The sequence below is a fragment of the Blautia sp. OF03-15BH genome (genome assembly GCF_003463065.1).
Lineage (GTDB): Bacteria > Bacillota > Clostridia > Lachnospirales > Lachnospiraceae > Limivivens.
This window is the reverse complement of sequence record NZ_QSCM01000008.1, coordinates 140,068-165,175: the sequence shown is the minus strand read 5'-3', so window position 1 is coordinate 165,175 and position 25,108 is coordinate 140,068. Positions and strand designations below refer to the sequence as shown.

At 45.4% G+C, this 25,108-nt stretch carries 24 protein-coding genes and 2 pseudogenes; 10 read left to right on the top strand and 16 right to left on the bottom strand.

The features are described from left to right. Positions 1 to 92 precede the first annotated feature (92 nt). Together DXA57_RS10580 and DXA57_RS10575 are read right to left on the bottom strand one after the other, a co-directional pair. Positions 93 to 374 (bottom strand): EamA family transporter, encoded by a 282-nt coding sequence (locus DXA57_RS10580; protein WP_243005768.1) that lies wholly within the window; start codon positions 372 to 374, stop codon positions 93 to 95. 7 nt (positions 375 to 381) lie between these two features. Next, positions 382 to 501: pseudogene (locus tag DXA57_RS10575) on the bottom strand (ATP-binding cassette domain-containing protein); the annotation flags it as partial. A gap of 259 nt (positions 502 to 760) precedes the next feature. On the opposite strand from DXA57_RS10575, the gene argH reads away from it, so the two are divergent. The 7 genes and pseudogenes from argH to DXA57_RS17920 all read left to right on the top strand — a co-directional run. Next, positions 761 to 2,146 carry an argininosuccinate lyase gene (gene argH / locus DXA57_RS10570; RefSeq protein ID WP_117767328.1) on the top strand — a complete coding sequence of 462 codons (1,386 nt, stop codon included), beginning with the start codon at positions 761 to 763 and terminating at the stop codon, positions 2,144 to 2,146. A 2-nt stretch (positions 2,147 to 2,148) separates the two neighbouring features. Then, entirely contained in the window at positions 2,149 to 2,868 is a 720-nt protein-coding gene (locus DXA57_RS10565; protein ID WP_117767326.1) for an aspartate/glutamate racemase family protein, read from the top strand. 74 nt (positions 2,869 to 2,942) lie between these two features. Continuing rightward, complete coding sequence (locus tag DXA57_RS10560; RefSeq protein WP_117767324.1) at positions 2,943 to 4,481, top strand: Na+/H+ antiporter NhaC family protein; 1,539 nt, start codon at positions 2,943 to 2,945, stop codon at positions 4,479 to 4,481. Positions 4,482 to 4,495: 14 nt separating this feature from the next. Continuing rightward, the gene (locus DXA57_RS10555; RefSeq protein ID WP_117767322.1) at positions 4,496 to 5,350 is read left to right on the top strand and encodes a polysaccharide deacetylase family protein; all 855 of its coding nucleotides are present in this window, start codon (positions 4,496 to 4,498) and stop codon (positions 5,348 to 5,350) included. A 4-nt stretch (positions 5,351 to 5,354) separates the two neighbouring features. Further along, positions 5,355 to 6,227 carry a polysaccharide deacetylase family protein gene (locus DXA57_RS10550; protein ID WP_117767320.1) on the top strand — a complete coding sequence of 291 codons (873 nt, stop codon included), beginning with the start codon at positions 5,355 to 5,357 and terminating at the stop codon, positions 6,225 to 6,227. Between the two features lie 213 nt (positions 6,228 to 6,440). Beyond that, complete coding sequence (locus tag DXA57_RS10545) at positions 6,441 to 7,007, top strand: transposase (RefSeq protein WP_117767318.1); 567 nt, start codon at positions 6,441 to 6,443, stop codon at positions 7,005 to 7,007. Positions 7,008 to 7,058: 51 nt separating this feature from the next. Then, positions 7,059 to 7,220, top strand: a pseudogene (locus tag DXA57_RS17920) (IS4 family transposase); the annotation flags it as partial. A gap of 561 nt (positions 7,221 to 7,781) precedes the next feature. Here the strand turns inward: DXA57_RS17920 and lysS are convergent. The 9 genes from lysS to DXA57_RS10495 form a co-directional block, all read right to left on the bottom strand. After that, a complete protein-coding gene (gene lysS, locus DXA57_RS10535) occupies positions 7,782 to 9,734 on the bottom strand; it encodes a lysine--tRNA ligase (protein WP_334294766.1) in 1,953 nt (650 codons plus the stop codon). A gap of 12 nt (positions 9,735 to 9,746) precedes the next feature. After that, complete coding sequence (gene greA / locus DXA57_RS10530) at positions 9,747 to 10,226, bottom strand: transcription elongation factor GreA (RefSeq protein WP_117767314.1); 480 nt, start codon at positions 10,224 to 10,226, stop codon at positions 9,747 to 9,749. A gap of 216 nt (positions 10,227 to 10,442) precedes the next feature. Further along, on the bottom strand, positions 10,443 to 11,405 hold the full coding sequence (gene dusB / locus DXA57_RS10525; protein ID WP_117767312.1) for a tRNA dihydrouridine synthase DusB: 963 nt from the start codon (positions 11,403 to 11,405) through the stop codon (positions 10,443 to 10,445). Next, positions 11,392 to 11,733, bottom strand: coding sequence for a DUF6145 family protein (locus DXA57_RS10520; protein ID WP_117767310.1), 342 nt, complete (start codon positions 11,731 to 11,733; stop codon positions 11,392 to 11,394). The genes dusB and DXA57_RS10520 overlap by 14 nt, the downstream gene beginning before the upstream one ends. A gap of 77 nt (positions 11,734 to 11,810) precedes the next feature. Further along, positions 11,811 to 12,791, bottom strand: coding sequence for a biotin--[acetyl-CoA-carboxylase] ligase (locus DXA57_RS10515; protein WP_117767308.1), 981 nt, complete (start codon positions 12,789 to 12,791; stop codon positions 11,811 to 11,813). Positions 12,792 to 12,797: 6 nt separating this feature from the next. Then, positions 12,798 to 13,070 (bottom strand): hypothetical protein, encoded by a 273-nt coding sequence (locus tag DXA57_RS10510; RefSeq protein WP_117767306.1) that lies wholly within the window; start codon positions 13,068 to 13,070, stop codon positions 12,798 to 12,800. An 8-nt stretch (positions 13,071 to 13,078) separates the two neighbouring features. Further along, positions 13,079 to 14,068 carry an ornithine carbamoyltransferase gene (argF, locus tag DXA57_RS10505; RefSeq protein WP_117767303.1) on the bottom strand — a complete coding sequence of 330 codons (990 nt, stop codon included), beginning with the start codon at positions 14,066 to 14,068 and terminating at the stop codon, positions 13,079 to 13,081. A 135-nt stretch (positions 14,069 to 14,203) separates the two neighbouring features. Next, the gene (locus DXA57_RS10500; RefSeq protein ID WP_117767301.1) at positions 14,204 to 15,148 is read right to left on the bottom strand and encodes an SPFH domain-containing protein; all 945 of its coding nucleotides are present in this window, start codon (positions 15,146 to 15,148) and stop codon (positions 14,204 to 14,206) included. Between the two features lie 12 nt (positions 15,149 to 15,160). Then, positions 15,161 to 15,592 (bottom strand): NfeD family protein, encoded by a 432-nt coding sequence (locus tag DXA57_RS10495; protein ID WP_117767299.1) that lies wholly within the window; start codon positions 15,590 to 15,592, stop codon positions 15,161 to 15,163. 166 nt (positions 15,593 to 15,758) lie between these two features. Here DXA57_RS10495 and DXA57_RS17215 point away from each other — a divergent pair, with 166 nt between their 5' ends. Next, the gene (locus tag DXA57_RS17215) at positions 15,759 to 15,923 is read left to right on the top strand and encodes a hypothetical protein (protein ID WP_158571301.1); all 165 of its coding nucleotides are present in this window, start codon (positions 15,759 to 15,761) and stop codon (positions 15,921 to 15,923) included. Positions 15,924 to 16,070: 147 nt separating this feature from the next. Here the strand turns inward: DXA57_RS17215 and DXA57_RS10490 are convergent, their stop codons facing one another. Next, the gene (locus DXA57_RS10490) at positions 16,071 to 17,867 is read right to left on the bottom strand and encodes an L-fucose isomerase (protein ID WP_117767297.1); all 1,797 of its coding nucleotides are present in this window, start codon (positions 17,865 to 17,867) and stop codon (positions 16,071 to 16,073) included. A gap of 207 nt (positions 17,868 to 18,074) precedes the next feature. Between DXA57_RS10490 and DXA57_RS10485 the strand changes: the two genes are divergently transcribed. Both DXA57_RS10485 and DXA57_RS10480 read left to right on the top strand, forming a co-directional pair. Further along, positions 18,075 to 19,046 (top strand): AraC family transcriptional regulator, encoded by a 972-nt coding sequence (locus tag DXA57_RS10485; protein WP_158571300.1) that lies wholly within the window; start codon positions 18,075 to 18,077, stop codon positions 19,044 to 19,046. Continuing rightward, positions 19,006 to 19,494 carry a DUF402 domain-containing protein gene (locus DXA57_RS10480; protein WP_117767293.1) on the top strand — a complete coding sequence of 163 codons (489 nt, stop codon included), beginning with the start codon at positions 19,006 to 19,008 and terminating at the stop codon, positions 19,492 to 19,494. Before DXA57_RS10485 ends, DXA57_RS10480 begins: the two co-directional genes overlap by 41 nt. 87 nt (positions 19,495 to 19,581) lie before the next feature. On the opposite strand, the gene fliB is transcribed toward DXA57_RS10480, so the two are convergent. The 4 genes from fliB to DXA57_RS17375 form a co-directional block, all read right to left on the bottom strand. Further along, a complete protein-coding gene (gene fliB / locus DXA57_RS10475) occupies positions 19,582 to 20,727 on the bottom strand; it encodes a flagellin lysine-N-methylase (RefSeq protein ID WP_117767291.1) in 1,146 nt (381 codons plus the stop codon). A gap of 12 nt (positions 20,728 to 20,739) precedes the next feature. Next, positions 20,740 to 21,009, bottom strand: coding sequence for a hypothetical protein (locus DXA57_RS10470; RefSeq protein ID WP_117767289.1), 270 nt, complete (start codon positions 21,007 to 21,009; stop codon positions 20,740 to 20,742). A gap of 304 nt (positions 21,010 to 21,313) precedes the next feature. Further along, on the bottom strand, positions 21,314 to 24,319 hold the full coding sequence (locus tag DXA57_RS10465) for a leucine-rich repeat protein (RefSeq protein ID WP_158571299.1): 3,006 nt from the start codon (positions 24,317 to 24,319) through the stop codon (positions 21,314 to 21,316). Between the two features lie 596 nt (positions 24,320 to 24,915). Continuing rightward, the coding region (locus DXA57_RS17375; RefSeq protein WP_207661540.1) for a hypothetical protein at positions 24,916 to 25,108 on the bottom strand (193 nt) is incomplete at its 5' end.

Below are 25,108 nucleotides of genomic sequence, written 5' to 3'. Positions count from 1 at the left end.
AAAAAAGAAAATCGCTATGCCATAGCCTTGGTAGGCCATCGCGCAGCGATTTTGTTCAACTTGAATTTAAATGTTTCTCTACACCATTTTCTTTACTCATTTTTAACTTTTTTGATTAGCGGTTTATCTTGCGAAGAAAGGCAAGCACCTACAATCATTAACACAAGTGCGACAAAGTAAGTAACATCAGGTATTTCTCTAAAGATAATCAACGAAAGAATTGCCGCTATAAATGGAGCAATGGCATAATAAGCACTTGTTCGTGCTGCACCAAGTAATCTTTGTGCATATACATAAAAGTAAATACTCAATCCGTATGCCACAAATCCTACACAAAGAACAGCAACGATACTCCAAAGTGCCTCTATAATCATCCTTACTCCCAGATGTGGGCCTCAAAATACCTGTTATCATTTTGAGTGTTGTAGATTTTCCGGCTCCGTTTGGTCCTAACAATCCATAGACAGAATTTCTTTCAATGTTCAGCGATATGTTATTTACTCAACTTTCCCACCAGCAAAACTGGCATAAACAGTTGATTTTTCAACTAAAATTTTAAAATAATTGGTACCTTGACATAAAAATAGCACCTGATCTTTGATATAATAAGTTCACCACAACGGCTTTCCAACCGGGCCATAGTAACGCTTTAACTTAAAAAACTTTGTACAGTATTTCTATTGACGTATATGCGTACATAACGTATAATTATTCAATTGCAGCACAAATAAAATATAATTTATAAAAGGAGTAATTACAAATGGCAAGTTTGTGGGGCGGAAGATTTGAAAAAGATATGGATGATATTGTAAAGAGATACAATGCATCTATTTTTTTTGATCAGAGAATGTACAACGAGGATATTGACGGCAGTATCGCTCATGTGACGATGCTGGGTAAGCAGGGCATCGTTTCCAATGAGGAGAAAGACCAGATCATCGCGGGTCTGGAAGCAATCCGCAAGGATATTGCTGATGGAAAGATCGTATTTAATGTGGAGGATGAGGATATTCATATGGGTATCGAGAGCCGTCTGATCCAGCGGATCGGCGATGTGGGTAAGAAACTGCACACCTCCAGAAGCCGGAACGACCAGTGTCAGGTGGACACCCGTCTGTATCTGAGAAAAGAGATTTATGAGATTCTGCACAGCCTGTGTTATCTGGAAAGCGTCATTCTTGAGAAGGCTGATAAATATGCAGATCAGATTACCGTAGGCTTTACCCATCTGCAGCATGCACAGCCGATTACCATCGGTTTCATTTTCATGGCATATTTCCAGATGTTCAAGAGAGATATCGAGCGTCTGACTGATACCCTGGAGCGTCTGAATTACAACCCGCTGGGCGCCTGCGCTCTGGCCGGAACAACCATGCCGATTGACCGTCATCTGACGAGTGAGCTTTTACATTTCACGGCTCCGACCGAGAATGCCATGGATGCAGTCAGCGATCGTGATTACAGCCTGGAGTTCTTAAGCGATGCTTCCATTTCCATGATGCATCTCTCCCGCTGGGCTGAGGAGTTTGCATGGTGGAACTCTTCCGAGTTTTCCTATATCGCCATCGACGACAGCTTCTGCACTGGCAGCAGCATCATGCCGCAGAAGAAAAATCCGGATATGGCAGAGCTGATCCGCGGTAAAGTAGGCCGTGTATACGGAGATCTGATGCAGCTTCTGACTGTTATGAAGGGAACTGCTCTTGCATACAATAAGGATTTCCAGGAAGATAAAGAGAGCCTTTTTGATGCCATTGATACCTGGAAAGCCACCATTGATATCTTTGCAAAAATGCTGGACAAGACCGAGTTCCGTATGGATCAGATCCAGAAACAGCTGGGCAAAGGTTTCCTGAACGCTACTGATATTGCAGAGCATTTTGCAAAACAGGGAATCCCCTTCCGTGAGGCACATTCCATCGTAGGTCATATGGTAAAAGCCTGCGAGAAAAAAGGCTGCGATTTCGATGATCTGACAGATGAGGAGCTGCAAGCGATCGACAAGCGCGTGACCAAAGAACTTCTGGGAGATATCAGCATCAAGAGCTGTGTCGATGCCCGCGTATCCTTTGGCGGAACCGCGCCCTCTGAGGTTCGCCGTCAGATCGAGGTTGGAAGACAGTGGCTGAACAGCCTGGAGCGCTGACTATGAAGATCAAAGTATTGATGACAGATAAGGCGATGCAGCGTCCGGTCATGGATGACAGGGAGCGCATGCTGTCAGCGGCAGTTTCACCGGGAACCGAGATCTCGGTGGACTGCATCAGGAAAGGACCGGATGAGCTGGACTGCCATACGGACGAGGCCTTTGCGGCGCCGGAACTTGTCAAAATGGCCATCCAGGCGGAAAAAGACGGCTATGACGCCATTGTGATTTACTGTTTCAGCGATGTGGGCCTGGAAGCGCTCCGGGAAAACGTGAAGATTCCGGTGATTGCACCCGGCGAGGTGACGTTATCCGTGGCACAGACCTTATGCAGCCGCTTTGTGGTAGTCACCGGCGCAGGCTGGAATATTCCGCGCACTTATCGGCGCATGATGCGTAACTGTATCGCTCGGGAAAAAATGCAGGCCGTGCTGGCTCTGGATATTCCGGCAGAGAAAATGCGGGTAAATCCCAATGCGACCAGAGAGCATCTGGAACTGGTCTGCGAGGAAGCGGTGGAAAAATATCAGGCGGACGGCGTGATTTTAGGCTGTCTTGGCATGGCAGGCTATGGCGACGAGCTGGAGCGGAAATATCCGGTCAAGGTACTGGATCCGGCCTTTATCGCGGTTGCTTATGCGGAAATGTGCGTACGCCTCGGCCTTCGGCACATTCCGGCGCAGTATCACCCCTTTACCAACGAAAGTAATGTGGAGCTTTAACGGGCACGCTTACTCTATAAAAGGAAATGAAAAAATGCAGAACCTGACTGCATGTATACACGAGGAGGACTAAAATGGATTACGGTATCTTGTCAATTATCCCCGCGGTGCTGGCGATTGTGCTTGCGATGATAACCAAAAACATTGTTATTTCACTGGCTATCTCCGTTTTCGTAGGATCTACCATCATCTGCGGCTGGAACCCGATCGCGGGCTTCCTGGAAATGACCCACACGCACATTTTCACAGCTTTATCTGAGCCGTCTAATATGCAGGCTCTGTTTATGATGGTTATCATCTCCGGTTTTATTGCCCTGCTGACGTCTTCAGGCGGAGCCGGAGCTTTTACCAATCTGGTTACTAAGAAAGTTAACACCAGATCAAAATGCGAAGGCGGTATCTGGCTGGGCGGACTGTTCGTATGGTTCACCGACTCCGGAAACTCTCTGATCGTAGGACCGATCTTTGAGGCGCTGGCTGAGAGACTTCGTGTATCCAGAGAAAAATTTGCTTACATTCTGGACTGCACCACATCCCCGATCTGTTCCATGATTCCGATCATCGGCTGGGGCGTTACCACAATTTCTCTGATTCAGGCAGAGCTCGACAATGCGGCTATCACCGATGTATCCAGTATGGATGTCTTTATTCAGGCGATTCCCTTTAACTATTATGCAATCCTGACTCTGTTTATGGCAGGCCTGCTGGCATTTACCCAGTGGGATTACGGCCCCATGCTGAAAGCGCAGAACAGAGCCATGAAAACCGGTAAGACCCTTCGTGAGGGCGGCGTTCCGATGAGAAGTGAGAATGCCAGCGACAAAGAAGCAAAAAAAGACGGAAAAGTCAGCACCATGGTAATTCCGCTGATTACTCTTCTGGTTGTTCTGTTTGCTTACCTGTTCTCCAAGGATTTCCTGCATACCAGAGTAGCAGGCAGCGACCTTCGTACCGGTATTGCTTCTGCTTTCTTTGCCGCAACCATCGTTCTGGTTATCATGTGCCTGAAAGATAAGCTTTACACCTTTACCGAGTGCATAAATATTTACACCAAAGGCTGTTCCAACGCCATGTTCATGTGTATCGTTCTGGTACTGGCCTGGTCCCTTTCCAGCGTTACCAGCACACTGAATACCGCAGGCTATCTGATTGAGATCTCCTCCGGCTTCCTGGCGCCGAGCATGCTGCCGCTGGTAATGTTTATCCTGGGTGCGATTATGTCCTTCGCAACCGGTACTTCCTGGGGAACCATGGGGGTACTGATGCCGCTGGGACTTCCGGTAGCCATCGATATGGGCTCTGCACTTCCGCTGGTAGCAGCTGCTATCGTAGGCGGCGGACTTTTCGGAGACCATTGTTCTCCGATTTCCGATACCACAGTGCTGGCGTCCATCGGAGCAAGCTGCGACCATGTGGATCACTTTGAGACTCAGATGCCTTATGCAGTGACGGTAGCAGTCATCTGCGGTATCATGTTTGTTCTGGCAGGCCTGGATTACAGCCCGGTTATGCTGGTGGTAGCGGCAGTCCTTCTGACTGTTGTAGTTTTTGTATTACATAAGCTGTCTGTGAAGAAGTACGGACAGGAAAAGACACCTGGAAAAATATCATAAGAGGAGGTTTTAACATGAGTCAGTCATTATGGCCGGAAGGCAAAAAGAGCGCGGCAATGTTCACGTTCGACTTGGACGGCGATATCATCTGGCAGAACATGTCTTCCGACGAGCCCAATACAGAGAAACTGATTCGCGCCCGTTCCATCGGACAGTACGGTCCGAACCGCTGCGTGGACATGATTCTGGATTTACTGGACAAGTATCAGGTAAAGGCGACATTTTTTGCGCCGGGTTATGTGGCAGAGCATAATCCGGATGTGATCCGCCGCATTGATGAGGCGGGACATGAGATTGGAAACCATGGTTACACCCACGAGCGTTTTGTAGAGAAAACAGTGGAAGAGCAGCTGGAGATTCTGAAAAAGACCCAGAAGATCATCAAGGACATCACAGGAAAGGAGCCGAAAGGCTTCCGTACTCCGTCCGGAGACTGGCATGTACGCACACCGTATCTGCTGAATGAGCTGGGCTTTCTGTATTCCAGCTCCATGCGTGGAGACGATATCCCGTATTATACGGTTCTTGACGGCAAAGAGACAGATCTGGTAGAGATTCCGTCCAAATGGGAACTGGACGATTATGTGGCTCAGGCCTACAGTGTTTATCCGGCAGAACCGGCTGGTCTGGATCGAATCAGTTGCTATCGGAATGTACAGGACAATGATCTTCGTGAGTTCCGCGGCTACTATGATATGGGACTTTGCATCGCATTTCTGATGCATCCCCAGATCTCCGGAGCTCCGGGACGAAATCTGGTCCTTGAGGAAGTGCTGAAAGAAGTAACCTCTCATAAGGATGTATGGGTGGCTACTGGAAGCGAAGTTGCTGAATACTGGCGCAAAGCACATCCGAGAAAGGAGGACTAGAAGTATGTATGCACAGGAAATGAAATTGCCGGAGGGTAAAAAATGCGCGGCGTTTATCTCCGTAAACCTCGCAGCAGAGTTCTTCTGGCTGTCACTGGATAAGAAAGCGGCAGAGATGCCGAAAACCCTGTCCCTCGGTCAGTACGGAATGACTCATGGTCTTCCGAGGCTTCTCGGCCTGCTGGATGAGCTTCATCTGAAAGCTACTTTCTTCGTGCCGGGCAAAACCGCCGAGACCTATCCGGACAAGATCAAGGAAATCGCTGACAGAGGTCACGAGATCGCGTGCCACGGCTATGAATATGAGAATTTTGGTCTTTTGGACACAGAGGAGCAGCGCGAGCGCATCGGAAAGGCCGTGAAGGCCATTGAGGCCGCCTGCGGAAAGAAGCCGGCCGGTTTCCGGGCTCCCATCGGAGATCTGATGCTGGAGACTCTGGATATCGCCAGAGAGTACGGGATGACCTACTCCAGCGATCTCTATGACGACGACCGTCCTTATTTCATGAAGACCAATGAAAAAGGCGACAAGATTTTGCAGATTCCCCAGCAGTGGGCGAACTTTGACCTGCCGTACTTTGCCTTCAATTACCGGCCTGCATTCCCCTTCGGACAGGGCCGTGTGGCAAACTACAGCAACGTGCTTTCTAACTGGAAAGATGAGTTTACCGGTCATTACAACCATCACCTCTGCTACAATCTGCAGCTGGACCCGCAGTCAACCGGAAGTCCGGGACGTTTCGCCATGCTCCGTGAATTTCTGGAGTTCATGTGCGCCCACGAAGGCGTATGGTTTGTGACAGGAAGCGAGCTGGTAGATTTCTGCAAGCAGGATGAGGGCGCTTATGTCAGTCTCCGTGAAACAAAAGTGGTTTGATTTTTGATGATTATGATTGGGCTGAAAGTTTTTTGATGAGCTTTCGGCCCTTTTTTTAATAACTCAACTTTCCCACCAGTAAAACTGGCATAAACAGTTGATTTTTCAACTAAAATATTAAAATAATTGGTACCTTGACATAAAAATAGCACCTGATCTTTGATATAATAAGTTCACCACAAACAAATACTCAAAGGAAAAGGTGCTGAACTTATGATATACCAAAATGATAAAAATGAAAATACCCAAAATCAATTTTCCAACGCTTTAAAAGAACTTCGTTTCCTGAACTCTAAACATAAAGACCAGGCCGTTTCAAAGAATACGTATTATCGTTTTCTTAATGAAACTTCCTATAATTGGAGCAGATTTCTTCTGCTCCTTGCAGCTAAAGTTACTTCCAGATTTGATGCTCTTACCAGACCGGAACGGGTAAAAGTACTGGTTCTGGATGATTCCGTAGTAAAGCGGAATCGGAGTAAATCTGTAGAACTGCTTGCATGTGTCTATGATCATGTAGAACATAGATTTCAGAAAGGATTTACCCTGCTTACACTGGGGTGGTCTGATGGTTACAGTTTTATCCCCGTTGGGTTTAATCTGCTTTCTTCTGCCAAAAAGAGCAATCGTTACAATGAAATATCTGAAAATATCGATCATCGTACAAACGATTATAAGTTCCGCAAAGAAAGCATGATGAGTAAAACAGACGCCGCAGTTCTTCTTATTCAGAGAGCTTTACAGTCCGGTATAAAGGCCGACTATCTTCTTATGCTTTGAAGGTGCGAGAAATATTTTGGCTCTTTAGTAGTCACCACCAAAACAGGAATTCCTGTTAAGATCGTTTTCGTACGAAACCGCAATAAGAAGAGTGAATGTCTGTATCTCTTAAGCACAGACGTTTCTTTAAGTGATACTGAGATCGTACGGATTTATGGAAACAGATGGTCTATCGAATGTTTTTTCAGATCATCAAAATCCTTTCTGAAGTTAGGCACTGAATTTCAGAGCCATCATTATGGTGCAATGGTAAGCCATACGACCATTGTATTTACAAGATATATCATTCTGGAATGGATCCGCAGGAACCAAAATGACCAGAAAACGTATGGCGAATTATTCTTCCTGTTCTGCGATGATATCAGGGCATGGACTTAACCAGTGCACTGCAGAGCCTTATGGCTCTGTTTGTGTAGCACATTTTAACATTATCTGCTGATATTACATCCATCATAAAATGTAAAATAAGTGAATGGATTGCATCTCAAGCCGCATTTATTCGGCTTTATTTAGAGATATCAGCTGGGAAAGTTGAGTGAATAATTGCTATGCCTGACAACAAAAAAAGGACACCTTCCATTGGTATTTCTACCAAAAGAGAAGTGTCCCTTTATACACCTTATTTTTGAAAAATGCTCCTCAAAAATAATCAATATTTTACTTGTAGACAAATAAGTCAAACAGTTAAGAATCCATGTAGCTCCATGTTAATCCGTGGAACCACTTTTCCTGATTGGACGTCTATGACTACAAAACCGAACTCTTTTTTCTGGATTAGTACAGCTTAGCACCTGCCGGAATATGGTTATCAACCATAATAAGATGCAGTTCTTCATCCTCTGAATCCTTCAGGTTATTCACTGCTGAAAGCAGCATACCGCAAGACTCGATTCCCATCATCTTTCTTGGCGGAAGGTTGGTGATTGCGATCAGTGTCTTACCAACTAATTCTTCCGGCTCATAGTAAGAGTGGATTCCGCTTAAGATCGTGCGGTCTGTACCTGTTCCGTCATCCAGTGTGAACTGAAGGAGCTTCTTGCTCTTCGGAACTGCTACACACTCTTTAACCTTTACGGCACGGAAATCAGATTTGCTGAATGTATCGAAATCAACCTCTTCTTCAAATAAAGGCTCAACCTTTACGTTGGAGAAGTCAATCTTCGCGTTGTCTTTGAAGAATCCGTTGTTGTCGTTTGCAGTTGCTTCTTCTACTGCTCCGGATTTTCCTGCTTTTTTGTCAGAGTCAAGACTCTTCATTGTCGGGAAGAGCAGTACATCACGGATTGCTTCTGCGCCGGTCAGGAGCATACACATACGGTCAATACCGAAACCAATACCACCGGTAGGCGGCATACCGATCTCCAGAGCATTCAGGAAATCTTCATCCGTATGGTTTGCCTCTTCATCACCTGCTGCAAAGGCTTCCTCCTGGGCAGCAAAACGCTCTCTCTGATCGATAGGATCGTTCAGCTCGGAATAAGCATTTGCCATCTCCCAGCCATTCATGAAGAACTCAAAACGCTCTACATAATCCGGGTTCTCCGGTTTCTTCTTGGTCAGCGGGGAAATCTCCACCGGATGATCCATGATGAAGGTCGGCTGCAGAAGATGCTCTTCTACAAATTCCTCAAAGAACAGATTCAGGATATCGCCTTTTTTATGTCTCTCTTCAAAAGCAATGTTATGCTCCTTTGCAAGAGTTCTTGCCTGCTCCAGAGTTTCCACCTGGTTCCAGTCTACATTTGCATATTTTTTCACGGCATCTACCATAGTCAGACGCTCAAAGGGCTTGCCAAGATCCATCTCGATTCCCTTGTAAACGATCTGTGTCGTTCCCAGAACCTTCTGAGCCACATAGCGGTAGAGTTTCTCTGTCAGATCCATCATGCCGTTATAATCTGTGTATGCCTGATAGAGCTCCATCAGTGTGAACTCCGGATTGTGACGGGTATCCAGTCCCTCATTACGGAATACACGACCGATCTCATATACTTTCTCAAGACCGCCAACGATCAGACGTTTCAGATACAGTTCCAGAGAGATACGAAGCTTCAGATCCTCATCCAGCGCATTGAAATGTGTTTCGAAAGGTCTTGCTGCTGCTCCACCTGCATTTGATACCAGCATGGGAGTCTCTACTTCCATGAAGCCTTCGCCTGCCAGATACTCACGAACAGCGCTGATGATCTTGGAACGTTTGATGAAGGTATCTTTTACTTCCGGATTCATGATAAGATCCACATATCTCTGACGATAACGGAGATCCGTGTTAGTCAGGCCATGGAATTTCTCCGGCAGGATCTGCAGACTCTTGGAAAGAAGGGTCACAGAAGACGCATGAATGGAGATTTCTCCGGTCTTCGTCTTAAATACCTCACCTTTCACGCCTACGATATCACCGATATCCATCTTTTTGAAATCTTTGTAAGAATCTTCTCCAATACTATCCCGTGCAATATAACACTGGATATTTCCCTGTAAGTCCTGTACATTACCAAAGGAAGCTTTACCCATTACACGTTTGGACATGAGACGACCTGCAAGAGTTACCTCCTGGCCTTCCAGCTCATCAAAATGATCCTTTACTTCCTGGCTGTGATGAGTTACCTGATATTTTGTAATGATAAACGGATCTTTTCCATTCTCCTGAAGCTCTTTGAGCTTGTCTCTTCTAACCTTTAAAAGCTGGTTCAGATCCTGTGTCTGCTCGTTCTTTTGTCCTGCCACTTTTTCCACTCCTTATGATCTCTGAATTCCTAAAATCTGATACTTCATCTCACCGGCCTGAGTTTCCACGCAGATCTCATCACCGCTCTTTCTGCCTATAAGAGCTTTTCCTACGGGAGACTCATTGGAGATCTTGCCCTGAAGGCTGTTTGCTTCAGAAGAACCTACGATCTTAAACTCCAGTTCCTCGTCAAACTCTTCGTCCAGAACCTTTACGGTACAGCCGATGCTGACTTTATCCAGATCTACGTCCTCTTCTACTACTACTTCCGCATTTTTCAGGATCTTCTCGATCTGCTCGATCCTTGCCTCGATATCACGCTGCTCATCTTTTGCTGCATCGTATTCGGCGTTCTCGGAGAGGTCACCCTGTTCGCGTGCCTCTTTGATTTTTCCAGCTACTTCTTTTCTGCGGTTTACTTTTAAATCGTGAAGCTCATCTTCCAGAGTTTTCAAACCTTCATAGGTCAGTAAATTCTTCTTTTCTTCCATCTCTATTGCACCCTTTCCACATTTCCATTTCTGTCAAGCTTTACCTGGCGTATCAAAACAGACAGCACGATGTTTCTGCTGCCCTGTATGATCATGCGACAGAAAGACAGCCGTCTTCCATCCTTGTCAATACGCCTGCAGTCAATCACAGTATTATAAACTATCGCTCCTGCCTTGTCAAGATTCTATGCACCCGGAAAGCGCATTATTCCGGCATTACAGGTATTTTTCCAGAAGTACTTCCAGGTCATGGTAGGTACTGATTTCTCCCACCATGCCGCGGAGCCGTGCCGAGTGCGGAAGCCCTGCCGTATACCAGGCTACATGCTTGCGCATCTCCCGCATTCCACAGTTTTCTCCCTTTTCAGCCAGCTGCATTCCGGCATGTCTCAGGATCATCTCCCGGCGTTCGTCTCTGGTCGGTAAAGGCAGGAGTTCTCCTGTTTCCAGATAATGGTTTACCCGTCTGAAGATCCATGGATCTCCTTCTGCCGCCCGGCCGATCATGATGCCGTCACAGCCCGTTTCATCCAGAAGCGCTTTCGCTTTTTCCGGAGAATCGACATCTCCGTTCCCGATCACCGGAACAGAAACTGCCTCCTTCACCTGACGGATGATCTCCCAGTCCGCTTTTCCGGAATAATACTGCTCTCTTGTCCTTCCATGGACAGCGATAGCTGCTGCTCCTGCTGCTTCCAGGCGTTTTGCCATCTCTACCGCATTGACGCTCTCCTCTGTAAAACCTTTCCGGATCTTCACCGTCACCGGCTTTCTGATGGCTTTTGTCAGACTCTCCACGATCTTCCCTGCCAGAGCGGGATCCTTCATCAAGGCAGAACCCTCTCCGTTATTGACGATCTTTGGGACCGGACATCCCATATTGATATCCAGGATATCAAATGGAAGGTCCTCAATAGAAGCTGCCACTTCTGCCATCAGCTCCGGTTCCGAACCAAAAAGCTGCAAAGACACAGGATTTTCTCCCGGAGCGATCTTCAGGAGTGCAATGGTATTTTTATTATGGTAGGAAATGGCTTTTGCACTGACCATTTCCATACACAAAAGACCTGCGCCCTGCTCCCGGCATAGGAGACGGAACGGAAGATCCGTCACCCCTGCCATGGGAGCCAGGACGCAGAGATTCGGCAGCTCTATATTTCCGATTTTAAGCGTCTTCATAGCTTTCCCCTAAATATACAACTTTGTAGAACATTTCCAGTTCTTCCAGTAACTCTCTTTGTTCTTTCTGAATGGATTTGATCTCCAGGACACTTCCCACTTCATCGTAAGAAAAATCATTTTCCTTCGCCTCCGTACGGAAGATCAGGCTGCCATCCTCGTCGAATTCCAGAACCAGGATCCCGCCTACCTTATGCGTATAAAGCACACATAAAATCTGTAATTCTTTTTTGATACTTTCCGGCAATGCTTTAAAACCGGGATTCAGATAATATTTTTCCTCATAAGCACTTGCCGCACACAAAACGACATTTTTTGTTTCTTCCATTTACAATACTTCTCCGTTAGTTATATTTTATGATGATGCCAGGGTCAAAAGGTCAAAGAGCCTCAGCGTGGAACACATCAGACATATCCGTAAACACCTCTCACCGATACTTCACCGGCATACACGGCCGTCACCGTTCCGTCTTCTTTTTCTACCAGAAGTTCCCCTTCTTCATTGATTCCCAGCGAACGACCGGTATATTCATGACCGGGTTCCAGGACTCTTACCTTGTTATTCCTGTTTAAAAGAAGAGCTTCATAATCCTCCTTCAGCGGAGCCAGATTTCCGGCGGCAACATATTTTTCATAATAATCCTCAAAATATTTCAGGCAGGCTGCAATCAGTTCCGCCCGGTTGACCTTTTCGCCAAGCTCTTTTATCAAAGAGGTGGCTACTTCCTGAAGTTCTTCGGGAAATTCTTCTACATTGGTATTAATGCCTGTTCCGATGACCAGATAATGGATCCCTGTCATCTCCGCGCTCATTTCCGTCAGGATACCGCAGATTTTTTTCCCATTGACCACTACATCATTTGGCCATTTGATTCCCACAGAAACAGGATAAAGACTTTCAATGGCTTTCGCTACAGAAAGTCCCATCACCAGTGTTACCATGGATGCAAGCTCCGGACGGATATCCGGACGCAAAACAATCGTCATGGCAATGGCGCTTCCTTTCGGTGTACACCAGGAACGGCCTCTTCGGCCTTTGCCTCCGGTCTGCTCATCGGCAACCACCAGGGTTCCCTCCGGTGCCCCCTGCTCTGCCAGCTGTTTTGCCAGGTTATTGGTAGAATCCACCGATTCCACACAAACCAGATTTTTTCCTGCCCATTTCGTGTCCAGAAGGCTCAGAATCTCCTCTTTGCTGACAACATCCGGTATCTCAACCATATGATATCCCTTTCTTGGAACCGCTTCGATCCGGTAACCTTCCTCCTCCAGCTGATGGATCGCCTTCCAGACAGCGGTTCTGGAAACTCCAAACCGTTCAGAAAGCTCCTGTCCGGATACATACGTATCCTTTTTTCGGAGGATTTCCAAAATTTTACTTTTCATAAATACTTATCTCCGTAAAAACAGACGCAGCACAAGCAGCAGAAGAAGCACTACGGACACAGCCGTAAAAAAGAGAGCCGATACTGTTTTTTCCCTGCGATATCTTTCTCTGGCAGCCGCACTGTTCAGGATCACGCCCATAACGATAACGAGAGGCATAAAAATCGATGCTGCTTTCCTGTCAAAGACCATCAGGAAAAAACACAGGATCAGAAGCACGCCTGCAAAAAGGGCACACACTTCCACATCACAGGTACTGGTTTTTTTCTTATTTTTCATTCATTTCATCACTCCCCAAGAGTGGCTACCATCACTGCTTTGATGGTATGCATACGGTTTTCTGCTTCATCAAATACTTTGGACTGCGGTGATTCAAAAACTTCATCCGTTACTTCCATATCTGTAAGATGGAAACGCTCGCCCATTTCTTTTCCGATCTGTGTCTTCAGATCATGGAAGGCAGGCAAACAATGCAGGAAAATTGCCTGTTCACCGGCATTTTTCATAACTCCAGAGGTCACCTTGTACGGAGTCAGATCGTTGATACGCTCCTCCCATACTTCATCCGGCTCACCCATGGACACCCACACATCTGTATAGATAACATCTGCGCCACTGGTTCCTTCTTTCACATCTTCCGTAAGCGTAATACTTGCCCCAGAAGCTTTGGCATACTCCTGACACTGTTTTACCAGTTCCTCATTGGGGAAGTATTTCTTTGACGTACAGGCGACAAAATCCAATCCCAGTTTACTGCAGACGATCATCAGTGAATTTCCCATATTATAACGGGCATCACCCATATACACCAGCTTTATTCCCTTCAGGCGGCCGAAATGCTCACGGATGGTCAGCATATCTGCCAGCATCTGGGTCGGATGATACTCATTGGTCAACCCATTCCATACCGGCACACCGGCATGCTCTGCCAGACTCTCCACAATTTCCTGACCAAAGCCACGGTACTCAATGCCGTCATACATTCTTCCGAGAACTCTTGCGGTATCCGGAATACTCTCTTTTTTTCCGATCTGAGAACCTTTCGGATCCAGATAGGTCGTTCCCATGCCCAGATCATGAGCAGCAACTTCAAAGGAGCAACGGGTTCTGGTACTGGTCTTTTCAAAGATCAGTGCTACATTTTTTCCAAGGAAACGCTGATCTACGATCCCCTGTTTTTTCTTTGCTTTCAGTTCAGCTGAAAGATCAATGAGATACTCGATCTCTTCTGAAGTAAAATCTTTTAATGTCAAAAAATTGCGGCCTTTTAAATTCATGTTAATCATTCCTTTCTATCTGCTGTATCTGGTTTAGGTCTATCTGTTGACTTATCATACCGCGTTTTGGTAAATTCGTAAAGTAATGATTTACAAAAGGACGTTCGTTTTCTTGAACGTCCTTTCTGTTTATCCTTATTCTGTCACATCTTTTGCAACTTCCGTTACGGATTTGACCAGTCCGGCCACATTCTGGATCTCGGACGGGATAATGATCTTCGTTGCTTTGCCGTCTGCCACCTTTGCAAGTGCTTCCAGGCTCTTCAGTGCCAGTACAGACTGATCGGCTCCTGCCTCTTTCAGGAAACGGATACCATCGGCATTCGCCTGCTGCACTTTAAGAATTGCTTCTGCCTGACCTTCTGCCTCACGGATCATCTTCTCTTTCTGTGCCTCTGCCCTCAGGATCGCAGCCTGTTTCTCTGCCTCTGCATCCAGAATCGCAGATTCTTTTTTACCTTCCGCAACCAGGATCGTGGATTTCTTCTCTCCTTCTGCTTTCAGGATCGCTTCACGGCGTTCACGCTCTGCCTTCATCTGTTTCTCCATGGCGTCCTGGATCGCAGCCGGCGGAATGATATTTTTCAGTTCCACACGGTTTACCTTGATGCCCCAGGGATCCGTGGCAATATCCAGAGACGCTCTCATTTTTGTATTAATAGTCTCACGGGAGGTCAGTGTCTGATCCAGTTCCAGATCTCCGATGATGTTTCGAAGAGTGGTGGCTGTCAGGTTTTCGATCGCCATGATCGGATTCTCCACACCATAGGCAAAAAGTTTGGGATCTGTAATCTGAAAGAATACTACAGTATCGATCCGCATGGTTACATTATCTTTTGTAATAACGGGCTGGGGAGCAAAATCCACAACCTGCTCTTTCAACACAACTCGTTTGGCTACACGGTCAATAAAGGGGGCTTTCAGATGCAGACCCACAGACCAGGTACATTTGTAACCACCCAATCTCTCCACGACCATAGCCGTAGCCTGGGGTACAATCTTAATACAGGAAACCAGGATCATAAGCGCAACGATCAGGATGATCGCGATCAGAATTGGTCCTATCAATGCTTCATTCATTATTTTTTCCTCCTATTTTGCTTTGACAATCAGTTTGACTCCTTCAATCCTTTCTACGGTCACCACCGTGTCTTTCGGGATCACCGTATCATTCATACTTCTGGCAGTCCATTCTTTTCCTTCCAGCCTGGCACATCCGGTCTCACGGATGTTATTAATTTCTTCCAGTACCAGTGCTTCCTGTCCGATCAATCCGTCCACATTTGTTTTCGTCTTATTGGAATTGATGTAGCGAACTGCAAATGGCCTGGTGAAAAACAACAGTAGGATGGATACCGCAAAAAATGCAGCTGCCTGAATCACTACGTTTGCACCAAGCATGGAGGCTACAAATCCAGCCACGGCGCCGCCCGCAAACCAGATAGTTGTCAGACCCATAGTCGCAAGCTCGATCAGGATCAGCAGAATAAACACTACCAGCCAGCAGATGGACGTTGTTTCCATTTTTTCTCCTCCTCTCTTTCTGCTTCGCAGATTTTAAACTGATTCTACTATATTTTCAGATAAATTACAACCAGACACCAAAAAATATCTTTCCAATCTCAACCAGGAGTGATAAAATGAAATTATTCCAAACAGTTCAGTGAATCAAAAAAAGGAGATGGATCTTATGGCAGAACTGCATTTTGAATCAAAGGAAGTCGAAGAGTACTACCGCAAAGAGCGCCGTGTTTTAGGTATCGGACATCCCTGCCGCTGGGATTCCCAGGAAGTCATCACCAAAGAGGACGTGGACAATTATATCAAGGATGCCAAAAACATCCTGTCCTGTTAGGAAGAAAGGTGTCCTTACACCTCTCTTCCTACCGTCTTCTCACACAAAAAGAGCTTTCCGCCTCCGCCTGCGGAAAGCTCTTTTTGTATGCAAAAAACTGCCGCCTGGGGCTTTTATACCCCGGACGGCAGTTCTCAGTTTCAGTAATTACTTGTACAGCGGACCATAGTTTTTGCAGGCTCTGAAATCAGCACCCTCTTTGTCCATTCCAAATGCGTTCCATGCAGCCGGACGGAAGATCTTCTCTTCCGGAACGTTATGCATGCAAACCGGAATACGGAGCATAGAGCAAAGAGTGATCAGATCTGCACCGATGTGGCCATAGCTGATAGCGCCGTGGTTTGCGCCCCAGTTATTCATAACATCATAAGCAGTCTTGAACGGACCTTCTTTGCCGTCGCAACGCGGTGCAAACCAGGTGCAGGGCCATGTATAGTCGGTACGTTTCCAGAGTTTATCGGAAACCTCAGCCGGCAGATTTACGGTCCAGCCCTCTGCAATCTGCAGAACCGGTCCAAGGCCTTTCACCAGATTCAGACGGATCATGGTAGCCGGCATCTCAGCAACAGTCAGGAAACGGCTGGAGTATCCGCCGCCACGGAAGTATCCGAGGTCAGCTGCGTTCCAGGTAGTAGCAGCCAGGATAGCCTTCTGGTCTTCCTCGGTTACATTCCACCACTCTTTCATTACACCATTACCGTTCTCATCTTTCGCCTCACCACTGGCATCCAGACAGCAAGCACCAGAGTTGATCAGGTGAATGAATCCGCCGCTCTCTTTTGCAACACCTTCAAGATCATAACCGGTAGCTTTCTTAACAGCCTCCGGGCTCCAGTAGGTGCGGACATCTGCGAACATCTGTGCACGGTTGGTCAGAAGTTTCATGAACAGCATACCAAGACCGTTGAGAACGTCATTCTCAGTAGCCAGGATGTACGGCTCACGAGCACCATTCCAGTCAAAGGAAGTATTCAGAACTGCCTCTGCGAAGTCACCATTGGGATAGAAGTCTGTCCACTGTCTCTGTCCCTGGAAACCAGCTGCGATTGCATTGTGACCAACAGCCTCTTCCTCACAGCCTTCCGGCAGATTCTTGTTACCGTTCATCAGGTCTTTTACGATAACAGCCATCTTTACAACGAACTCGAACTGCTCTTCTTTCTCTTTCTCGCTCTTCTGCAGGAATTCCGGGTTCTTATCGAAGCCAAGTTTGCAGTTCTCTTTTGCCCATGCAAGTGCTTTCTGGAACTCTGCCTCATCGTAGATACCCTCGCTCATACGACGGATGATTTCTACCTCATCTACAGACTCTACTCTCATTCCAAGATAGGACTCGATGAAATCAGAATCAATGATGGATCCGCCGATACCCATGGTAACGGAACCGATCTGCAGATAGGATTTTCCTCTCATGGTTGCAGCTGCAACTGCTGCACGGCCGAAACGGAGAAGTTTCTCCTGAACATCCTCAGGAACGCTGCTGTCATCAGCTTCCTGTACATCATGACCGTAGATACCGAAAGCCGGAAGACCTTTCTGTGCATGAGTAGCAAGAACAGATGCCAGATATACAGCACCCGGTCTCTCTGTACCATTGAAGCCCCATACAGCTTTGATGGTCTGGGGATCCATATCCATGGTCTCAGCACCGTAGCACCAGCAAGGAGTTACCGTCAGAGTAATATCAACGCCTTCTCTGCGGAACTTCTCAGCACAAGCAGCACTTTCAGCCACACGTCCGATGGTGGTGTCTGCAATCACTACTTTTACCGGTTCTCCGTTGGAATAACGGATATTCTCCTCAAATAATTTTGCTGCGGATTTTGCCATGTTCATGGTCTGCTCTTCCAGAGACTCACGTACTTTTAAAGGACCACGGCGTCCGTCGATGGTCGGTCTGATACCGATTACCGGATATCCACCAATTAATCTGCTTTCTGCCATTTTTCTTACCTCCATTTGTTTTTAAGCGTTTTGGACAATAGTTTTTCAAAAAACCTTTTCATTATGTACCAATTATACAACAGTCTTAGAAAAAATGCACGTAATTTTCTGTTCGGATATAGACAAATTTTGTCCTTTTCGTTATACTGTATCGTAACAAAAGCGATGGCTGCTCTGCCATCCTTTATTCCACGGAAAGGAGTTCATATGAAAGCATTTCACGAAGTTCGGAATTACCGGTCTGATTTCATGGTATGGCAATGTGCCTATACCAATATCAGCTTCCTGGCCCACTGGCACCAGGAGATCGAGCTGATCTACCTGCGTTCCGGATCTGCCCGTTTTTGCATCAATGAACACAATTTCACTGCCAGGGCAGGAGATCTGGTCCTCATTGACACCGGTGACTTCCACTACAGCGATTCCTCAGAGATGAAAAATGAGCTGGATTTTCTTATTTTTGATCCGAGTGTGATCAGTCCGCTTTACCGCCACTCCAATTATGCGCATCCGCTCATTTCATCGGAAATGTTGAAAAACTGCGGACTTACCGAAGAGCTCGCCTCTCTTTTTGACACAGCCCATACGGAGCTTCAGGAGCAGAAGCCTTACTATCAGGAAATCGTCACCGCCTCCCTCCGCTCTTTCTGGTACCGTCTGCGGCGTGTTCTTCCAAGAGAAGCCATGGACACTTCACGGAACCGGCGTTCTCATATGCTGGAAGAAATGCAGCAGCTTCTGGCCTATATGGACAGTCATTACAGTGAGGACATCACCCTCTCCTTCGCCGCTGAAAAAATGAACTTCAGTGAAAGTTATTTTTCCCGCGTTTTCAAACGCCTTATGGGCATCAACTTCGTCACCTACCTGAATATGATCCGTGTGGAGCATGCCGCAACAGAGCTTAAAATATCCGGAAACCGTGTACTGGATATCGCTCTTTCTTCCGGCTTCAACAATATCCGGACCTTCAACCGGGTATTCAAGGAAATCACCGGATACACACCCAGCCAGTTTCTCAGCCTGGATGATCCGGATTCCATTAATCTTTCCTATTACAAAAGAAAATCACCTCACCAGGAGTTTGTGGAATATGATTCTCTGACCCTGGTCCGGAATGATGAAAGGAGTGTTTCCCATGAAAAGACCAATCCTGTACCGCAAACGCCTCATTCCTGAAGAGTGTATCCTTTTAAAGGATGACGAACTTCTTTACCGTGATGAAAAAAAGATCATCACCCGATGGAATACCTTACGGCCGAAAAAAGACCTGCACCATGGTTTTTCCTGCTATTTTCTTGACAAAGGCATCAAAGTCAGCAAGTTTTATAAAGCCGACGGCAGCCTGATCTGCTGGTACTGTGACATTGTTACCCACTCCTACGATAAAGCCACCGATACCTATGTCTTTACCGATCTTCTGGCTGATGTACTGGTCTATCCGGATGGCCGGGTCAAGGTCGTGGATCTGGATGAGCTTTCTGAAGCCAATGAAACCGGTCTTTTAAGCCTGGATGATCTTCACAAGGCCCTGCACATCACCAATGCTCTGCTCACAGAGATCTATGCCGGTCGGTTTTCAGCCCTCACAGCCTGCATCGACGCATATGATCCCGCGCTCAGCTGATAAACTCCCCTGTGTAAAATGAACATTCAAAAGGCGCAACTGAAAAGCAGCTTCAACGGGGATTTTTCCCGCGAAGCTGCTTTTTCTTTATCCTTCTATTCCAGAAGAAAGAAGTAAGGCAAAATAGCCCCATTCCCATATCGGTGACTGAAAGCTGTTTTCCAGATATTCCATGATATCTTCTTCCTCATAACCGGTCATCCGGGTCAATACCACGATGGCATCACGGAAAGACTCATAGGAGATTTTTTCTTCCCCATCCAGAAGCCATCGAAGAAATACACTCTGACGGATCCCGACGTACTCCAGCGTGATCCATTCCAGGCGAAGAAGTATATTCTCAATGTCTGTTTCCAAAGATAACAGATCAGAAAAGATCTCATTGAGCAAAAAGTTCCGGATCAAAGATTCCCGGTCTTTCCACTCCTTTTGAAATGCCTTCCATTTTTCTGCCAACACCTCATCCTGTTCGCCCTCTGAAATGGATTCGGATAGCATCAGCAGCGGCTCCAGAAACTCTTCATAAAGCCCTTCTGCCCTATAATTAACAGCCAGATCCTGTAAAAGTTCATTGCACTCCAGCACCGTATCTTCTGCTAATATCTCTACTCTTCTTATGGCTTTTAAAAGTTCTGTTCTGGTCTCTTCCGAAAAGCAGTCCTTCACATCAGCCTGCCCCGGCTTTTTCTTTTTTCCAAGCTCCAGCAGGATATACGAAGCTTCCAGAAGCCCTTCCTCCAGAGTCTGCTCCGTATGCTCCAGAAGCTTCATGATTTCTTTTCTGAGAGCCAGGTAGAAATCATCCTCATCTCCCGGAATCGAAGGAAAACCCGGTTCTCCTTTCTCCCAAAGATCGATCACAGCCGGACAGCAGGGCATCAGTGTCTCTTCTTCATGATCCTCAAAAACATGAACCTCTCTCGGAAAGACCCGGCAGGTTTCGGAAAGTACCATATCCCCGTACGTGCATACAAGGCTACAGAGATTTTTTCCATTCAGGAAGGGGCAACGCTGTGCCTGATCCAGATGAATGACTCTGCTTCCTTCCTTGTTTACAATATAATCACTTAAAGCTGTCTTCTGTGGCATGACCTCCTGCGGCGGAATAAGGTTCTCCCACTGTTTCTCTGTTTTCTCATCTACATAGATTTTCCATTCCTGGCAGCAGGTCCTCGGACACCGGTCTGCCATACAGACAAATGTTTCATAATATGCCGGGCGAAAGCGCTGCATCTCATTCCTCCTTTAGATCCAGTTATAGTCTCCGCCTGTGACAGCAAGGCTTAAAAGCGCATCCATCCGGATCACCTCTTCTTCTCCCTCGACCTTTTCCAGAAGGACAGCCGTATCTACGACCTCCTCCATGGTCTCATCCGGACCGATCTCATAATCGATCTCCGCTGCACAGTCCGGGCAGGGGATCTGCTTCATCGTCTGCAGAGACAGAAACCGTTTCCCGCACTTTTTACATTCATAATAACCGCACACTTTTGTGCCTTCCGGTACATAGTACATGTTCTTTTTCCTCCTGATTTCTTTTGTGTCTTATCTGTCATTCTATCAATGCAAAGGCATAAAGTCAATTCTCAGGCATGATCTATGAAATTCCATGCAGAATCCATAAAACTGACAGTTGAAAAATCCTCGTTCTCCAATAAGCAAAAAAATCACCTCTGCTGCTCTCCTCCGGCACGATCGGTAGACTTGTTTTTTCCTTTACCGCAAAAAAAGACTCCTCTGAGATGAACACGTCAAATACAGAAAAACCCCGGAGATCTTCCGACCTTCGGGGTATCTTAGACTAAGGCGGTTCGTTTTTTTACTTTCTATAAACTGCCTTGGAACTCATTCCTTGTGCTTTTAAAACCTTCTTATATACTTTCAGCTGTTTTTCTGGAACTTTGACAATTGGCTTTTTATAAGTTCCTGCAAAAGCTTTTGAACCTACAGTTTTACCTGACAGTGTTCTTGTCTTAATTGTAATGCTCCTGAGTTTCTTACAATTACAGAATGCCTGTTTTCCAATACTTCTGACAGTTCCAGGAATTGTTATTCTACTCAGGCTTATACAATTTGCAAATGCTCTGTGGCCTATCTTTATGATTCCATTTCCGCCATTCACCCTGCTCAGTTTCTTACATCCATAAAATGCATTCGTTCCGATCACTGTAACATTTCTTCCTATTGTAACAGACTTAAGTAATTTATTATTCTTAAATGCATTTGCTGATATTCCGGTTACTTTGCAGGTAATTCCATTAACTTTGATTGTATCTGGAATTCTTGCCGATGCTTTTTTATAAACAGGTTTGATAAACTCAACACTTACTCCATCCTTCAGGACTTTGTAAACACCATTGGTTGATTTATCCTTTACTATCTTTCCAGGTGTTGCTGTTTGTGGTGTGAGTTTTGCAATTATGTTACCTGAACTTATTTTCTGCTTACAGATTGTGCAGTAAATGTCTCCCGTGTAACCTTCAGATGTGACACTTGCAGCTTTTTTATTTCTGATTTCTGTTGCTCCATGAATAGTTGCTCCGATTGCTTCTGTTTTAGTAGTTCCGCAAGAAGTGCAGGTATAGGTCTTGATACCTCCGGTAGTACAGGTGGCCTGTGTTGTAATTTCACCCATATTCCATATATGTTCTACTTTTGGAATTACCTTACCTTCTTCAATCAAGATACCACAATCCTGACAGTAAACATCACCTGTATATCCTTCTTCTTTACAGGTTGGCTTCTTTTCATTAAGAGTACTTTTCACATGGCCTGTCGCCGGAATTTCTTCCTTTTTCTTATCATTACAGGTTTGGCAAACAGAAATCGAATATCCATTTTCTGTGCAGGTAGCATCCTGTTGTTGCTCTTTTATGTAATTATGTGCAGCCCTTGGAATGTTAATTGTTTCGGTATCACCACAGCTTTCACATGTGTAGATCACGATTCCTTCTTCCGTACAGGTTGCCTCTTTTGTAACTGTACCACTATTCCAGTCATGCTCAAATTTCTTAGTTACTTTTCCAGAAGAAAGTTGTGTTCCACAGTCTTTGCAATAGACGTCTCCAGTATACCCCTCTTCTTTGCAGGTTGGTTTTTTTGCATTTCTGGTTTCTTTGTTCTTATGACCGGTTGCTTTTAAAGGTTCCGTTTTTTTATAAGGACAGTTTGTATAAGTGCAGCTATATTCTTTTTCTCCGTTTGTTGTACAAGTTGGAAGTATTGATATTGTTCCTGAATCAAAATTATGGATATGCTTCATTCCACAACCTTCCCTGCTACAGGTTGCTGTTCCATCGCCATTGTCTGTCCAAGAATGTCCCAACGCCAGATTTTTGGTATCTTGCTTAGTTATTGTTTTTGAACAGCGACTACATTTACCGTGGAGAACGCCATCGCTTTCACAAGTTGGTGCATCTCTTTTTGTCAGGATATATTTATGCCCAAGTTTTTTTATAGCTTCTGTTTTTGTGGCTGTACAAACTCCATTTTCTCCATAGCTACAATGATATATTCGTTCTCCTGCTGTCGTACAGGTTGGCTCTGCAGTTATTGTTCCCGCATCCCATTCATGAGTATGCTTTGCATTGCATCCATCTCGAGTACACGTTGCCGTTTCATCTTTATTATCTTTCCAGCTATGCCCCAAGGCAGCAATGCTTCTTTGATCTGTTGTTGCTGTACAGTTATCATTTTTACAATGGCGGCTTTCTGTACCTGTTTTTTCACAAGTCGGAGCTATATCTGTGGTCCAGGCTGACGCATAATTATGGCCGGTTGCAGAAACACTTTCTTTTTGGGTGCTTTTACACATACTGCAGGTAAACGTTTTTTCCCCGGGAGCTGTACAGGTCGGCTTTTTAGTAACCATTCCATTATCCCAATGATTCTTACAATCGTGGACAGCTACTGTCGATGAATCAGATGCCGTCATACCATAAAGGGTTGCAGTCAGCTTTGTTGTACCCTCCTTTAAGCCTGAAAGCTGATTATTGTTATAGGCTGCAATCGAGGGATCAGCTACAGAGATAACTGGAGTATCTAGAACAGGTGCCAAGCCTCTTCCACCTGACCAAAAATTAGTAACACCTATTCTGGTCTCTTTAATTGCTGGTGTTGTATTCTCTCCTATGCGTAAAGAGTAAGTCTCCTGGTCAAATCTTACATTGACCTTTTCGATTTTCGTTTTATCTACAGAAACAGAAACCGTTTCAGTACTATCGTTTGCCGGAACTTCAGTTGTATTTATCTCAGGTCTGCAGGCAAATTCTTCTACCCAGTAATGTACTCCATTATAATAAACGTGACCAATTCCGACACAATTAAATTTAGAAGAAAGCATATTTCTACGATGCCCCTGCCCAGCATAAAAATAATCATCTTCTCTCCAAGCAAAATTTACTTGAGAAGCCGTATTTTGGCCGGCAGCTATATTTTCACCAGCATAATTGCATCTAATATTTTCTTGCGGATAAGTATCCCAGGCATACCCTCCCATTGGACGTTCATGATCATAAGATAATGCAATTTCTGTGGCACGTTTCATAGCTACTCGTTCAAGGTCATAATCATACTTAAGTTCTTTTAAATCCGTACAATAAGTTTTTGTAGTATCGTCCATATTCCAATACCATGCATACTCACTGTTTGTTCGTGCCTCATTGATCATATCAAGAATTGTTCGAGCTTCTGTCTGTCCGTATTTTACGGAAATATTTACCGGAATAATCTCAGCAGCTTTGGCTTTTTGAGGAAGAATAATGAGTCCTCCAAGAAAAAGCAATAGTAACAACAACCGTAATTTTGTTCTCTTCATTCTCTTCATGTTCTTCCCTCCGAATCGTAAAGCGGACATTCGCAATCCGCTTCGCTACTTGCTCATGAACGCAGATCGCATCTCCCTCACCCGCCGCTTAATGCTCCGCACACTTGAAGCGTGGGAATGCTTATCTGCGTTCAAATCTCAGACATTTTGATACATCTGAATAAAAGCATGAAACAACAGAAAATGTACTATTTTTCATGCTTTTATTGTATGTATTTCTCGCTTCTATTTGAAGTATATCATATGCGTTTCTTAACGTCTACCATTCGACACATTTTTCTCAACTTCTTTTTTATATCTGCTATAAAATGTCGTGTGCTGATTCCGAATAAATTTACCGTCTGGCGTTGGTCAATAAACTCTCTTTCTGTCTGTGCTACATACACAAATATCTGCAATAGCAGATCTGAACAGTGGCTGAATAGGTGCGTTTGTTTTTTTAGGGTAACAGAAAAACCCCGGAAACCTTACGGTTCCGGGGCATCTTACGCTTGGACACAATGTACCTTACGGTACTCAATATATATTAATCAGTGATTACTCGATGATGGTAGCAACACGTCCTGATCCTACAGTACGTCCACCTTCACGATACTTTAATCCCGTTTTACCTCATATTTTTTATGGTTTTCTCTCCAAAATACAGTGAAAAACGGCTGAATTGCACCACCTATTTTGATTTGCCTGATTTCTTGGCACCGTTTTGGCACCGGAGAATACTCAAACCGATTTTCTTCTGTAGATACTAGATACTTCTCTACCAACTTTATATTGCACCGGTAATTTTTA